The 13,610-nt window shown below is 67.6% G+C and carries 12 protein-coding genes; 6 read left to right on the top strand and 6 right to left on the bottom strand.

Features of this window, described 5'->3' with window-relative positions; genetic code table 11:
• Positions 1-215 precede the first annotated feature (215 nt).
• The gene (gene rng / locus ACUDCK_RS08725) at positions 216-1,679 is read left to right on the top strand and encodes a ribonuclease G (RefSeq protein WP_006393908.1); all 1,464 of its coding nucleotides are present in this window, start codon (positions 216-218) and stop codon (positions 1,677-1,679) included.
• A 296-nt stretch (positions 1,680-1,975) separates the two neighbouring features.
• Complete coding sequence (locus ACUDCK_RS08720; protein WP_054501249.1) at positions 1,976-2,677, top strand: DUF3053 domain-containing protein; 702 nt, start codon at positions 1,976-1,978, stop codon at positions 2,675-2,677.
• An 85-nt stretch (positions 2,678-2,762) separates the two neighbouring features.
• Here ACUDCK_RS08720 and ACUDCK_RS08715 read toward each other — a convergent pair whose 3' ends face one another.
• On the bottom strand, positions 2,763-4,235 hold the full coding sequence (locus tag ACUDCK_RS08715) for a sensor domain-containing diguanylate cyclase (RefSeq protein WP_064526526.1): 1,473 nt from the start codon (positions 4,233-4,235) through the stop codon (positions 2,763-2,765).
• Positions 4,236-4,361: 126 nt separating this feature from the next.
• On the opposite strand from ACUDCK_RS08715, the gene ACUDCK_RS08710 reads away from it, so the two are divergent.
• Positions 4,362-5,507, top strand: coding sequence for a GGDEF domain-containing protein (locus tag ACUDCK_RS08710; protein WP_054501251.1), 1,146 nt, complete (start codon positions 4,362-4,364; stop codon positions 5,505-5,507).
• Between the two features lie 51 nt (positions 5,508-5,558).
• Here ACUDCK_RS08710 and ACUDCK_RS08705 read toward each other — a convergent pair whose 3' ends face one another.
• The 3 genes from ACUDCK_RS08705 to msbA form a co-directional block, all read right to left on the bottom strand.
• Positions 5,559-5,786, bottom strand: coding sequence for a hypothetical protein (locus tag ACUDCK_RS08705; protein WP_175168202.1), 228 nt, complete (start codon positions 5,784-5,786; stop codon positions 5,559-5,561).
• A 145-nt stretch (positions 5,787-5,931) separates the two neighbouring features.
• Positions 5,932-7,749 (bottom strand): monovalent cation:proton antiporter-2 (CPA2) family protein, encoded by a 1,818-nt coding sequence (locus tag ACUDCK_RS08700; RefSeq protein ID WP_175168201.1) that lies wholly within the window; start codon positions 7,747-7,749, stop codon positions 5,932-5,934.
• Positions 7,750-7,788: 39 nt separating this feature from the next.
• Positions 7,789-9,564 (bottom strand): lipid A export permease/ATP-binding protein MsbA, encoded by a 1,776-nt coding sequence (msbA, locus tag ACUDCK_RS08695; RefSeq protein WP_054501253.1) that lies wholly within the window; start codon positions 9,562-9,564, stop codon positions 7,789-7,791.
• A 108-nt stretch (positions 9,565-9,672) separates the two neighbouring features.
• On the opposite strand from msbA, the gene ACUDCK_RS08690 reads away from it, so the two are divergent.
• Genes ACUDCK_RS08690 through ACUDCK_RS08680 form a run of 3 tightly spaced genes read left to right on the top strand, consistent with a single transcriptional unit; the run spans position 9,673 to position 11,702 of the window.
• Positions 9,673-10,644: a glycosyltransferase family 9 protein gene (locus ACUDCK_RS08690; protein ID WP_175168200.1), complete on the top strand. Its 972-nt coding sequence runs from the start codon at positions 9,673-9,675 to the stop codon at positions 10,642-10,644.
• 15 nt (positions 10,645-10,659) lie between these two features.
• Positions 10,660-11,427: a YdcF family protein gene (locus ACUDCK_RS08685; protein ID WP_054501254.1), complete on the top strand. Its 768-nt coding sequence runs from the start codon at positions 10,660-10,662 to the stop codon at positions 11,425-11,427.
• A gap of 2 nt (positions 11,428-11,429) precedes the next feature.
• Entirely contained in the window at positions 11,430-11,702 is a 273-nt protein-coding gene (locus ACUDCK_RS08680) for a YkgJ family cysteine cluster protein (RefSeq protein WP_054501255.1), read from the top strand.
• A gap of 57 nt (positions 11,703-11,759) precedes the next feature.
• On the opposite strand, the gene ACUDCK_RS08675 is transcribed toward ACUDCK_RS08680, so the two are convergent.
• Both ACUDCK_RS08675 and ACUDCK_RS08670 read right to left on the bottom strand, forming a co-directional pair.
• Complete coding sequence (locus tag ACUDCK_RS08675; RefSeq protein WP_175168199.1) at positions 11,760-12,908, bottom strand: glycosyltransferase family 4 protein; 1,149 nt, start codon at positions 12,906-12,908, stop codon at positions 11,760-11,762.
• Positions 12,883-13,608, bottom strand: coding sequence for a polysaccharide deacetylase family protein (locus ACUDCK_RS08670; RefSeq protein WP_175168198.1), 726 nt, complete (start codon positions 13,606-13,608; stop codon positions 12,883-12,885). Before ACUDCK_RS08670 ends, ACUDCK_RS08675 begins: the two co-directional genes overlap by 26 nt.
• Positions 13,609-13,610 lie beyond the last annotated feature (2 nt).

The following is a 13,610-nucleotide window of genomic DNA, read 5'->3' as shown; positions in this document are numbered from 1 at the left end:
AATGCCGCGTCTCTCTATATAGATAACGTTGTGCTCGCCTGTCCCACGGCGCGATCGCCAATATCCACGCGGCGGCGCATGTCTATATATATAGATAGGTCGTCTTGCCTGTAGGCTATTGCGTTGCTTGCCAGGCGCACCCGTACGTTTACTATTCGCCTTGCGCCGCACAGTCCTTACCTGGAGAAGATGCCCCCATGCCCCCAACCATCGCGTTGAGCGAAGATATCCTGATCAACGTCACGCCCTTCGAGACCCGCGTTGCGCTGGTCGAGCAGGGATCGGTGCAGGAGCTGCACGTGGAACGCAGCATCCAGCGCGGCCACGTCGGCAATATCTATCTGGGACGGGTGGTCCGGGTGCTGCCGGGCATGCAGAGCGCCTTTATCGACATCGGCCTGGAGCGCGCCGCCTTCATCCATATCGCCGATCTGCGCGAAAACCGGGGCGAACGCAGCCAGGGCCTGACGCCCACGCCGATCGAAAAACTGCTGTTCGAGGGGCAGACCATCATGGTCCAGGTGGTCAAGGACCCCCTGGGCACCAAGGGCGCGCGGCTATCGACCCAGATCAGCATGGCGGGCCGCATGCTGGTCTACCTGCCGCATGATCCGCATATCGGAATTTCGCAGAAGATCGACTCGGAGTCCGAGCGCACGCAGTTGCGCGAACGGCTGCAGGCGCTGATGCCCAGCGAGGAGAAAGGCGGCTTCATCGTGCGCACCCAGGCCGAGGGCGCCAATGACGAGGAACTGGCCGCCGACCTGGAATACCTGCGCAAGCTGTGGACCAGCGTGCAGGCCGCTGCCCGCACCCAGCCGGCGCCGGCGCTGCTGCACCAGGACCTGACGCTGGCGCAGCGGGTGCTGCGCGACATGGTGGGGCCGTCAACCGGCAGCATCCTGGTCGATTCCCGCACCACGACGGCCGCGATGCTCGAGTGGGCGCGCATCTATACGCCGTCCGTGGTTGATCGCATCCAGCATTACAGCGGCGAGCGCCCCCTGTTCGATACCGCCAATGTCGACGAGGAGATCGCGAGAGCGCTATCGCGCCGCGTGGACCTGAAGTCGGGCGGCTACCTGATCATCGACCAGACCGAGGCGCTGACCACGGTCGACGTCAACACCGGCGGCTTCGTCGGCGGACGCAATTTTGACGACACCATCTTCAAGACCAACCTGGAAGCGGCCCAGGCCATCGCGCGCCAACTGCGGCTGCGCAACCTGGGCGGGATCGTGATCCTGGACTTCATCGACATGGAGGAACAGGAGCATCGCGAGACCGTATTGGCGGAACTGAAGAAGGCGTTGGCGCGCGACCGCACCCGGATGACGGTCAACGGCTTCACGCAACTGGGCCTGGTGGAGATGACGCGCAAGCGCACCCGCGACTCGCTCGCGCACCAGTTGTGCGAGCCCTGCCCCATGTGCGAGTCGCGCGGCAACGTGCGCACGCCGCGCACGGTGTGCTACGAAATCCTGCGCGAGATCCTGCGCGAAGCGCGCCAGTTCAACCCCAAGGAATTCCGCATCCTGGCGTCGCAGGACGTGGTGGATCTGTTCCTCGAAGAGGAAAGCCAGCACCTGGCAATGCTGGGTGACTTCGTGGGCAAGCGGGTGTCGCTGGAAGTCGAGAGCACCTATTCCCAGGAAAAATACGACATCATCCTAGTTTGAGGCTCGACGCCTTGCCGGCCCGCGGGCCCGTGACGCAATATCCGTGATGCCGGAAAGCCGCGATAGCGGCTTTTCTTCTTTGTGCGCGGCCCGCTCCGCCTGCCCACTCGCCACATACCAGCTACGGCGCAAACTTTCACGTCAATATGTGTGAAGTTTGTATCGCGGCGATTCGATTGCAATGAAGTTTGAAACCGGTGGCGACCGGAAGGGCGACCCGATAAGCTCGCCACCGGCTGGCAGGCCCCAGGGTTGAGGGGCCCTGCCATTTCCCATGTTTTCCGGAGAATCACGTAATGAAAACCCTATTCCGTCCGTTCCTGCTGCTGGCCCTGGCCTTGCCGCTGGTGCTGGCCGCCTGCGGCAGCAAAGAACCCGAACAGCGCGCCGCGTTCACGCAGTTCCTGCAGACGCGCATCGTCGACAAGCCGGGGGTGCGGGTGCCGAAGCTGACGGAGGAAGAGAAGAAGTCGTTCGGCGACTACGCCGCGCAGTACGCCGTGATCACCGACTTCAATGCCGCCATGGATGCATCCGTCAAGCCGATGGGCAACCTGATGCAGAAAGGCGCCGTGCGCTCGCTGAACGACGTCATCGCGCGCCGCGACGACATCAAGACCGTCCAGACCGCGCTCAAGGACATGAGCGAGGCGCTGGCCAAGGAACAGGCCAAGGCGGATGCCGCCCGCGCGCAGCTCAAGCAGCCCGATGACCTGAAGGCGGTCTACGACAAGGCCTACGCCAAGACCGTCACAGTGCCGGCCGAGACGTTCCGCGAAGTGCTGCCGCAGATCAGCGGCACGTTGGACAGCAGCCTGAAACTGGCCGAATACGTGGAAGCGCACAAGGCGCAGATCGACCTGTCGGGCCCGATGCCGAAGGTGCAGGATCCGACGGTGCTGGCCGAGCTGAACAAGCTGCTGCAGGACCTGACCGCCCAGGCGCAGAAGGTGCAACAGGCGCAGACACGCCTGCAGGCGGTGATGCTGGGCGGCTGATCACCAACGCCCCAGTCTTGCCGGGACGACCTCGAAAGGGGTCGTCTTTTTTTTGCCGCGGCCAATCGGTGGCGTCGCGAGACCGTCATGCATCCGCCATCATGACCCGGTTGCGGCCGGCCTCCTTGGCGCGGTAGACGGCAGCATCGGCTGCCTCCACCAGCGCGGCGGCATCGTCGCCCGGCTGCGGCCGCAACGTGGCCACGCCGATGCTGACGGTGACGATGCCGCCCTCGTTGTCTTCATGCGGCGCCCCCAGGCCGGCCACGGCCTGGCGGATGTTCTCGGCGATGACCCGGGCGCGCTCGCTGGTCGTGTCGGGCAGCAAGGCGACGAACTCCTCGCCGCCATAGCGCGCCGCCAGGTCGCGCGGTCGCCTAGCCTTGCCGCGCACCGTGAGCGCCAGCATCTTGAGCAGCTCGTCGCCTTCCTGATGACCGTAGCGGTCGTTGTAGCGCTTGAAATGGTCGGCATCCAGGAACAGCAGCGACAGCGGCTGGCCATCGCGCATGGCGCTGGACCATTCGCGCGCCAGCGCCTCGTCGAAGGTGCGGCGGTTGGCGATACCGGTCAGGCCATCGGTCTGGGCCTCCTTTTCGAGCCGGCTCTCGGCCTCCTGGCGCAGGCGGGTCTCGCGCCGGTACAGCACGATCTGCGCCATCACCGAGGCGAACAGCGCCAGCGTGACGGGGATGATCAGCATGGCGCGCCGCACCCAGGGTTCGAGGACTTCGTCGACCGCCATCGCCACGTCGATCACCAGCGGCGTGCCGGGCACGCTCTCGAAGGTATAGAGGCGGTCGACGCCGTCGGGCGCCAGCACGCCGACGAAGACGCCCTCGCGACGAATGAGGAACTGTTGGAAATCCAATTCCTGACCGATATCGGCGCCCAGGTCGGCCGACGAATACGGCGTGCGGGCGAGGACGGCGCCATCGTTGCGGAAGATGGTGATGGCGTCGCGCGGGCCGATCGACAGCCCCGCGAAGCGGTCGCGGAAATAGGCCAGCCGCAACGAACCGGTGACGACACCGGCGAAACTGCCGTCCGGATTGGACAGCCGCCGGCTGATGCCGATGCTTTCATCGCCGCCGCGCAGGCGGCTGAGGTAGGGGCGGCCGACATACATGCCCGCATCGGGGTGATCCCGATGGACCTGGAAGAAATCGCGGTCGGCGAAGTTCAGCGTGACGGGCTCGGTGCTTTGCGAGTCGTAGCGGACGTTGCCGTCGCGATCGAGAATGAGGATGGTGCCCAGGTATTCGGCGCTCGCGGCGCGGTCGAACAGGAAGCGGTGCAGCGTGCCGCGCGGCAGAGACTCGATATCGGGTTCATTCAGGCGCTCGATGACGCCCTGCAGCGACAGATCGTAGACGCGGATGGTGCGGCCGATGTCGGCGGCCAGCACTTCGGTGAGATTGCCAGCGGAGACATAGGCCTGGTTCCAGGTCGTGCGCCGGTCCATCCAGAGCAGCGCCACCGCCGCGGCACAGATGCCGACCGCGATCAGCCCCGCCAGGGCATACAGAGTTCGGTGTAATAACCCATGGGACTTCAATACGGCGCTCCTTCGCTATCGCGGTAGGGGTCGTGGCATTTTTAGCGGTCATAATGCCGCAAGGCCATGCGGGCAGGCAAGATGGCGCCGACAGCGCCGCGCCCGCCGTTCCCATTCGACGAACCTATGAACACCCAGGACAGGATTTACAGCGTACCCACCCTGCGGTTCACGCGGTGGCTGGTCGACCCCGGCCGCAACGTGCCGCCGGAGATCCGCGTAGCGCTGGTGGGAGGCCTGTTCGGATCCCTGCCGATCTTCTTTGGCGGCATCATCAATACCCTGCTGGTGGCAGCGCTGATTACGCTGCGGCGACCCGAGCCGCCATTCCTGCTGTGGCTGGCGATGGAGGCGCTGATCTGCGCCAGCCGCATCCTGGTGCTGGTATCGGCGCGGCGCGCCGCGCTGGCCCGCCGGCCTACCCCGACCGACCTGTATGTAGTGCTGGCGCTCTTGTGGGCCGCCAGCGTGGGCTACGGCACCTTCATCAGCCTGACCAGCGGCGACTGGATCGCGGCGACGCTGGCCTGTCTGTCGGCGGCCTCGATGGTCGGAGGCATCTGCGTGCGCAATTTCGGCGCGCCGCGGCTGTCGGCGGCGATGGTGGCGCTGAGCGTGGGCCCCTGCGCACTGGCGGCCCTGTTTACCCGGGAGCCGATTTTCTGGCTGGTGCTGGTGCAGGTGCCGCTCTACATGACCTCGATGTCGATGGCCTCGTACCGGCTCAACGGCATGCTGGTGTCGACCATGCTGGCAGAACGCGAAAACGAACGCCAGGCGCGGCAGGATTCGCTGACCGGGCTGCTGAACCGCTACGGCCTGCTGCGCGCGCTGGACCAGGCGGTGGGCCGGGCGAGCCAGGACAAGGCAGAGTTCGCGGTGTTGTACCTCGACCTGGACGGCTTCAAGTCGGTCAACGATACCTATGGCCATGGCGTCGGCGACATGCTGCTCCGGCAGGTGTCCGAGCGCCTGCAGGCGCTCAAGCCGCCGGACGCCGAGGCCGGCCGCATCGGCGGCGACGAATTCGTGCTGTTGATGGGGCTGGACGGCAACCAGGACATCCGGCGGTTTTCCGAACGGATCATCGACAGCGTCAGGCAGCCGTATGACCTGCAGCAGGCCATGCCGGTGTACATCGGCGGCAGCATCGGCATCGCGCTGATCCCGCGCCACGGCGCCGACACGGCCGCGGTGTTGCACGCCGCGGACCAGGCGTTGTACCTGGCCAAGTCGGCCGGTAAAAGCCGGGCGGCGATGGCGCAGCTCTGACGACCGGCGAGCCGGGCGCGCGCCCCCACGGCCACGCGCCCGCGCCAGCGTTCAGGATGCCGTGGCGGCGATCCGGAAAGGAAAGGCCTTGGCGCCACGCGCCTTGTCGGTTTCGCGGTGGGCGTTGATGGCCCACGCCGGGCCGGCCCCACGCGTCAACTGGACTAATTGGCGCATCGCGCCGGCGGAAAATCCGCAGCGCAGGGTCATGGCTTGCCGCCGCGCAAGCTCAAGCCCGACAGCGTGCGGGGTCGTGGAAATCCGATCGGATTGCAGCATGGCTGGCCCCTGGCAGAGGCGCTTCGGGAGTGAAGCGCCGATGGAGATCAATCTACCTCAGCCGCCGCGGCTTGCGCGTGAAATGAAGCGTAAAGTAATGAAAAGACGCTGTAATACATCATCCAAAAGACCTGTCATACGCGGGTCATGCCGGCGCGCCAGGTTCGGCGTGCCCGGCCGGCGCCACGGTTTCCCGGTCGGGCTGGTCGTTGCGGCCGTCCGCCGGACCGGTCATGTTGCCGTACAGCAGCGAGCGGCCGGCGAACAGCCCCCCCGCCACTTCCAGCGCGAACCGGTCGGTGTCGCGCTTGCGCACGTCCGCCAGGACCTCGGCGGCTTCGTCCGCAGGCACGCCGATGACGCGTAGCGCCGCTTCGCCGAACACCAGGGCGGATTCCAGCGTCTCGCGGACCTGGTAATCGACCCCCTCCCTGGCCAGCGCCAGGGAATGGATGCGGTCATAGGCCCGCACCACCAGTTGCACCAGCGGGAATTCGGCCTTGATCAGCTTGACCATGTGATTGACCGATTGCGGATTGTCGATGCAGATCAGGATGACCTTGGCGGTTTCGGCGCCGGCGGTGCGCAGCATGTCGATGCGAGTTCCGTCCCCGTAATAGACCTTGACGCCCCACTTGGCGGCGGCGCGGATAGCATCGGTGTCGGTATCCAGGATCGATACCTTGATGTCGCGCGCCAGCATCGCCTGCGTCACGATCTGGCCGAAGCGGCCGAAACCGACGATCAGCGCGCAGCCGTCCAGGTCCTGGGCGACATCCACTCCCTCCATCGACGGCGCCGGCTTGGGCAGCAGCCAGCGCAGCGCCAGCACGCACAGCGGCGTCAGCGCCATGGAAATGATGACCACCGCGATCAGCACGGCCGCCAGGTGCGCGTCGAAGATGCCTGCGGCCGCGGCGGCGCCATACAGCACGAAGGCGAATTCGCCGCCCTGTGCCAGAAGGGCCGTGCGGGTCAGCGCCTCGGCGTGGCTGGCGCGCAACAGGCGGGCGATCAGGTAGACGCCCACCGACTTGACCGCCATGAACACCACCACGCCGGCCAGGATCAACTGCCATTCGCGCGCCACGGCGGCCAGGTCCAGCGACATGCCCACGCCCAGGAAGAACAGGCCCAGCAGGATGCCGCGGAAGGGTTCGACCTCGGCTTCGAGCTGGTGGCGGAAGGTGGATTCGGACAGCAGCACGCCGGCCAGGAATGCGCCCATGGCCATCGACAGGCCGCCGAATTCCATCAACAGCGCCGCCCCCAGCACCACCAGCAGGGCCGCGGCCGTCATGACTTCGCGCGCATGCGCGGCGGCCAGCAGCCGGAACAGCGGATTGAGCAGCCAGCGCCCCGCCGCCAGCAGCGCCAGCACGCAACCGAGGGCGATGGCCGACTGCAGCCAGGGATCGCCATGCTCGCTGGCGCCGGCCGGCGCCAGCAGCGCCACCAGGGCCAGCAGCGGCACGATGGCCAGGTCTTCGAGCAACAGGATGGAAACGATGCGCTGGCCCTGGGCGCTGGCGGTCTCGTCCCGCTCGGCCAGGATCTGCATGACGATGGCGGTGGACGACAGCACGAAGCCCATTGCCGCCATGAAGGCCGCCGGGCCTGACAGGCCGGCGGCCAGGCCGACCGCGGTCAGCAATGCGCCGCAGGCCGCCACCTGGGCCACGCCCAGGCCAAAGATTTCGCCGCGCAGCTTCCACAGCCGCGACGGCTGCATCTCCAGGCCGATGATGAAGAGGAACATCACCACGCCCAGTTCGGCCACGTGCAGGATGGAACGGGGATCGGAGAACCAGCCGATGCCGAACGGACCGATGGCCAGGCCCGCGGCCAGGTAGCCGAGGACCGAGCCGAGCCCCAGGCGCTTGAACAGGGGCACCGCGATGACCGCCGCCCCCAGCAGAACGACGACGTTGACGAGCTGGTTGCCTTCTGCGGGCAGGGACATGGGCGGCTCCTGGGTGGCCTGGCGCGGCGCCGCGCGCGATCAGTCTTCGCGGAACTGCATGTTGTAGAGCGAGGCGTACAGGCCGTCGGCGGCCAGCAGCTCGGCATGCGGGCCCTGTTCGACGATCTTGCCGGCGTCCAGCACGATGATGCGGTCGGCGTTCTGCACGGTCGACAGGCGGTGCGCGATGACCAGCGTGGTGCGGCCCTTCATCAGGCGTTCGAGCGAGGCCTGCACCTGGCGTTCGGACTCGTTATCGAGCGCCGAGGTGGCTTCGTCGAGGATGAGGATGGGCGCGTTCTTGATCAGGGCGCGGGCGATCGCCAGGCGCTGGCGCTGGCCGCCGGACAGGCGCGCGGCGTTTTCGCCAACGGGGGTGTTGATGCCCTGCGGCAGGCCTTCGACGAAGTCCAGCAGGTTGGCGGCGGCGAGCGCGTCGCGCACCTGCTGTTCGCTGGCCTCGCCCAGGGCGCCGTAGCCGACGTTGGCGGCGATGGTGTCGTCGAACAGCACCACGTCCTGGCTGACCAGCGACAGGTGCGAACGCAGGCTGCGCAGCTTCAGGTCGTTGATCGGCACGTCGTCGACGTAGATGGCGCCGCTGTCGGCCAGCACGAAGCGCGGCAGCATGTTGACCAGCGTGGTCTTGCCGCTGCCGGAGCGTCCCACCAGCGCCACGGTCTGGCCGGGTTCGACCACGAACGACACGTCGTTGACGGTGTCGCGGTCGGCGTCGGAAAAGCGATGGGTGACGTTGCGGAATTCGACCTTGCCGCGCACGGGTTCGGGCAGCTCGCGCGTGCCGGTGTCGCTTTCGGGCACCTGGTCGATCAGGGTGAACACGCTTTCGGCCGACACCAGCATCTTCTGCATGCGGGCGGCCAGGTTGGTCAGGCGCTTGATGGGGTCGAAGATCTGCGCCAGCGCGGCCATGAAGGAGGCGAAGCTGCCGACCGTGAGCGAGCCGTTGTTGGCCTGGCCCAGGGCGACGGCGATGACCGCGCCCACCGAGATCGAGATGCACACCTGCGTCAGGGGCGTCAGGGCGGCGTCGGCGGTGGCGGTGCGCATGGCGAAGCGGCGCAGGCGGCCGCTGACGAAATCGAAGCGGCCGCGTTCGACCTCGTAGCCGTCGAACAGCTTGATGACGCGCTGGCCGTCGATGCCCTCGCTGACCACGCGGGTCAGTTCGGCGTTCATGTTGACGGTGTCGCGGTTGATGCGGCGCAGGCGCTTGATGAAGGTGCGCGCGATCAGCACCGAGACGGGCAGCATGATCAGGATGATCAGGGTCAGCACCCACGAGGTGTACAGCAGCACGCAGATCAGGGCGATGACCACCAGGGTTTCTCGCACCAGCACCGTGATGACGTCGGTGGCGTAGCCGGTGACGTTGCCCGCGTCGATGGTGAAGCGGTTCAGCAGGCGGCCGGTATCGCCGCGCTTGAAATCGGCGTCCGGCAGGCCCAGCAGGCGTTCGAACATGTCGCGCCGCATGCCCAGCAGGACGTTGTTGGCCACCCAGGCCAGCAGGTAATCGCTGAAGAAGTTACAGACCCCGCGCAGGAAGATCAGGCCCACCACCGCCAGCGGCAGTGCCCAGACGTAGTAGGGTTTGGCGCCCGAGAAGCCGTCGTCCAGCAGGGGCTTCATAATGACGGCCAGCGTGGGCTGCGTGGCGGCGGCGCCGGCCATCAGCAGGGTCGCCAGCACCAGCCCCTTCCAGTAGGAACCAACCCGGCTATAGATACGGCTCCAGAGTTCGGCTCTGACGGGCTGGGAGCCCGCGGGCGTGTTGCGTGCGGCAGAATTCAATGGAATCACTCGCTTTTATACAATTGTGCCCCGGATTGTACTGGCTACGCGTTGCCGCGCGGGGCCGGGCGTCCCCCTTTCAGTTCCTATCGCGCGGTGCGCCTGTCCATGTCCGAAATCAGTTGCCTCTACGTCCGCCTGCCCAATTGGGTGGGCGATGTCTGCATGAGCCTGCCCAGCCTGCGGGCCTTGCAGGCCGCCGGCCTGCCCCTGGTGATCTGTGCCCGCCCCTGGGCGCGGGACCTGTTGGACGGGATCGACAAACGGGAGTTCCTGCCAATGCTGGGAAAAGTGGGGCCGGATAGAGCCACGGTCAGCGCCCATCGCCGCGCCCTGGGCGCCGAGGGCCGGCGCGCCCGCGGCCTGTTGTTGCCGGATTCGCTGTCCAGCGCGCTGGTGTTCCGGCTGGCGGGAGTGCCATCGGCGGGCTATCGCGACGACGGCCGCAGCTTTCTGTTGCGCTGGCCGGTGGCCAAGCCGGACGGCGGGCTGCACGCGGTGCAGTCCTGGCACCATCTGACCCGCGAGGCGCTGGCCCGCTGGGGGCTGCCGACCGGCCCTGGCGAGCCCGGCCCGACGCTGGACCTGCCGCTGACGCCGGCCCATCACCAGACCGCCAGCCTGGCCCTGGAAGCGGCCGGCCTGGCCGGCCAGCGCTTCGTCCTGATCGCGCCCACCGCGACCGGGCTGCACAAAGGCAGGGTCAAGGTGTGGCCGGGATTCGATACACTTACCCGCGCGTTGCAAGCCCGGGGCCATACCGTGGTAATGTGCCCCCCTCCGGCGGAAGCCGAGGAAGCCCGGCGCAATGCGCCGACGGCGCAGTTGCTGCCTGCGCTGCCGCTGGGCGCGTTCGCCGCGCTGACGGTACGCGCTACGTTGGTGATTTGCAACGACTCCGGCGTCTCGCACGTGGCCGCCGCGGCGGGCGCACGCGAGTTGACGCTGTTTGGCGTCACCCGCCCCGGCCGCACCGGTCCGTGGTCGCCCCGCGCGGTATGCGTCGGTTCGGAAACGGCCTGGCCGTCCATCGAGGAGGTGGAACATCAGGCCGGCCAGTTACTGGACGGCGCGCAGTAAACGCTTAGTTTTGAAATGACCATCATGTCCAGCTACCTCACGAATCTGATCATTCCCTACAACCTGTGCCTGACCCTGGTGGTGGTCGGCCTGGTGCTGGGCCTGTTCCGGCTGCGCAAGACCGGCGGCGCCCTGATCGTCGCCGGCCTGCTGTGGGCGCTGGCCTGGTCGCTGCCGGCCACCTCGCTGTGGCTGGGCGGCGCGCTGGAAAGCCGCTATCCGCACCTGAAGCCGACCGAATCGCCCACGGCGGACGCGATCGTGGTGCTGGGCGGCAATACCGCCAATGGTCGCGCCAACTGGTTCCTGCCTTACGACAAGGACACCGCGGTGGTGCGCGTGGACACCGCGGCGCAGTTGTACCTGGCCGGCCGCGCCCCCAAGGTGGTGCTGTCCGGCGGCGCCCTGGAAGGCGATGTCAGCGAGGCCCGCGGCATGGCCCATGCCATCCGCCAGCAGGGCGTCCCGGAATCGGCCCTGATCCTGGAAAACGCCAGCCGCACCACCTACGAGAACGCGGCCCTGACCGAAGACCAGCTCAAGACCCGCGGCATCGGCAAGGTGCTGCTGGTGACCTCCGCGCTGCACATGCCGCGCGCCATGGCGGCCTTCTCCAAGCAGGGCGTGGTCGCCATCGCCGCCCCTGCGCCGCCGCAGATCGTGGCGCCGGCCGACGGGTCGCTCAACCCCTGGTTGCCCGACCAGCGCACTTTCGACGCCAGCCGTTCGATCATCAAGGAATACGCGGGCCTGTTCGTGTACTGGCTGCGCGGGTGGGTTTGAGCATGGCGACGGCCCTGGCGTGCCGGCCGGGATGCGGCGCCTGTTGCATCGCGCCGTCGATCACCCGACCGATTCCGGGAATGCCGGATGGCAAGCCGGCCGGCGTGCCCTGTATCCAGTTGCTGCCGGACATGCGCTGCGCGATATTCGGCCTGCCGTCACGGCCGGACTTCTGCGGCGGACTGCAGGCCCAGGCCGAGATGTGCGGGCCGGATCGGGAATATGCCGTGCGCTGGCTGGGCGAGCTGGAACGGGCCACGGCACCGGCGCACTGAATGCACAACGGGACCTCGCGGTCCCGTTGTCGTTTCTGGCGCGCCTGGCGACCGGCGTCAGGCGCGCTCGGACAGCACTGCCTGGTACAGGTCTTCGTAGCGGGCCGCCACGGTTTCCCAGCTCTGGTCGCGGGCGATCGCCAGGCCGCGCTCGGACAGCGCCGCGCGCAGTTCGGGCTCGTCGCCCAGGCGTTGCAGGGCCTGCGCCAGTTGTGCGCCATCGCGCGGATCCTGCAGGATCAGCGCGTCCTTGCCGGCCGACAGGTATTGCGCGAAGCCGCAATAGGCCGGCGAACTGACCACCACCGGCAGGCCGTGCGACATGGCTTCCAGCGGCGCCATGGCATAGCTGTCGTTAAGCGTGGGATGGGCGTAGATGTCGGCCGCGGCGAAATAGCGGGCGACCTCGGGCGTGGGATCCACCAACGTGACGCGGCTGGCCACCGCGCCGGCCGCCCGCACGCGCTCGCGGGTGGCCTCGTCGGCGCCCACTACCAGCAGGCGGTACGGCGCCGGCAGCAGCGCCAGGGCGTCAAGCAGCGCGGGCAGCCCTTTGCGCAGCGGATTGCGGGCCACCAACAGGCAGCCGATGGTGGCGTCGTCCCAGCCGAGCTGGGCGCGGGTGGCGGGGCGGGCCGCGGCGGCCTCGGGCGCCGGCAGCTTGACGCCGGGCGCGATGATCTCGACCGGCAGTTGCGGACCGTAGCTGCGGTGCAACTGGTCCATGATCAGGCCGGACACCGCCACCACCCGCCGCGCGGGCGCGCGGCGCACACGGAATTTCTCCAGCAGCAGGTAGGTGGCCAGCCGCGGGCTGAGCCAGGCCAGCGCGCGCTTGACCGGCTTGACCCGGGTCAGGCGGTTGTAGCGCACCGGGGTGACGTGCATCACCTGGATTTCACCGGCCCAGCCATTCATGTGCGAGTGCACGATGTCGTAGCGGCCCCGGGTCAGGCGATCGGCCTTCCAGGCGAAATACAGCACCCGCATCCAACTGGGCAGCCAACCGGGGAAGCGCACGGGCAGGAAGGGGAACGGCAGGTCGCTGTCGTAGTCGCGCGCCACCACGGAAATATCGTGGCGCTCGCCCAGCACGCGCATCAGCTCGACGCCGTAGGCCTCGGCGCCGCCGAAACGGTTGCCGAAGCGGTCGACCAGCAGTGCGATGCGCAGCCGCCGCTCAGCCGCGCCCGCGGATGTCTTCATAGCGCGTCAGGCATTTCTGCAGGAAACGGAAGATGCCGGTCGAACGCGACACCGTCACCCGCGGCAGGCCGAAGGGGTCATCGCTGGCGTTGGCCAGGCCGCGCTTGGTCAGCGTGGCGTTGTCGTAGCCCGCTTCGCGCGCCATGACCAGGTGTTCCGGGCCATGGTCGCCATAGGGATAGCAGAAGGCGGTGACGGGCGCGCCCAGCGCCTGCTCGAGCACGTCCTTGGACTCGACCATCTGGCGGCGCGCCTCGTCGGGCGTCATTTCGGGCAGATGGACGTGGTCCAGGGTGTGCGAGCCGACCTCGTGGCCGGACGCGGCCCATTGGCGCATTTCGTCGACCGTCATCAGCGGCGAGAAGGGGATGCCGATCTTGGCGTCCCAGACGTTGCCGCCGTCGAACTGGTTGGCCACCAGATAGTTGGTGGCGGTGAAGCCCAGCTTGTCGAGCACCGGCATCGCGTTCTGGACCACATTGCGGTAGCCGTCGTCGAAGGTCAGGCCGAACACCTTGCCGCGGCGCTCGCCGCGCACGTACGGCATGACGTCGCGCATCGACAGGCCGCGATAGCCCAGGAAACGCATCCAGCGCATCTGGCGGGCGAAATCGTCCGGATGCACCGTGAGGCCGCGGAACGGCGTGCCCTTGGGGTTGGGCTCGCCGATCTGGTGGTACATGAGAATTGGGATAGACATGG

The sequence above is a fragment of the Achromobacter sp. CF-sbj1-Ac2-l genome (genome assembly GCF_052698165.1).
This window is presented reverse-complemented; position numbering and strand designations above follow the sequence as displayed.

What these genes read in the sequence shown, in the direction of transcription:
- ACUDCK_RS08720 (WP_054501249.1), top strand. Translation starts at nt 1,976, where the DNA reads ATGAAAACCCTATTCCGTCCGTTCCTGCTGCTGGCCCTGGCCTTGCCG.
- ACUDCK_RS08710 (WP_054501251.1), top strand. Translation starts at nt 4,362, where the DNA reads ATGAACACCCAGGACAGGATTTACAGCGTACCCACCCTGCGGTTCACG.
- ACUDCK_RS08705 (WP_175168202.1), bottom strand. Translation starts at nt 5,786, where the DNA reads ATGCTGCAATCCGATCGGATTTCCACGACCCCGCACGCTGTCGGGCTT.
- ACUDCK_RS08700 (WP_175168201.1), bottom strand. Translation starts at nt 7,749, where the DNA reads ATGTCCCTGCCCGCAGAAGGCAACCAGCTCGTCAACGTCGTCGTTCTG.
- ACUDCK_RS08690 (WP_175168200.1), top strand. Translation starts at nt 9,673, where the DNA reads ATGTCCGAAATCAGTTGCCTCTACGTCCGCCTGCCCAATTGGGTGGGC.
- ACUDCK_RS08685 (WP_054501254.1), top strand. Translation starts at nt 10,660, where the DNA reads ATGACCATCATGTCCAGCTACCTCACGAATCTGATCATTCCCTACAAC.
- ACUDCK_RS08680 (WP_054501255.1), top strand. Translation starts at nt 11,430, where the DNA reads ATGGCGACGGCCCTGGCGTGCCGGCCGGGATGCGGCGCCTGTTGCATC.
- ACUDCK_RS08675 (WP_175168199.1), bottom strand. Translation starts at nt 12,908, where the DNA reads ATGAAGACATCCGCGGGCGCGGCTGAGCGGCGGCTGCGCATCGCACTG.
- ACUDCK_RS08670 (WP_175168198.1), bottom strand. Translation starts at nt 13,608, where the DNA reads ATGTCTATCCCAATTCTCATGTACCACCAGATCGGCGAGCCCAACCCC.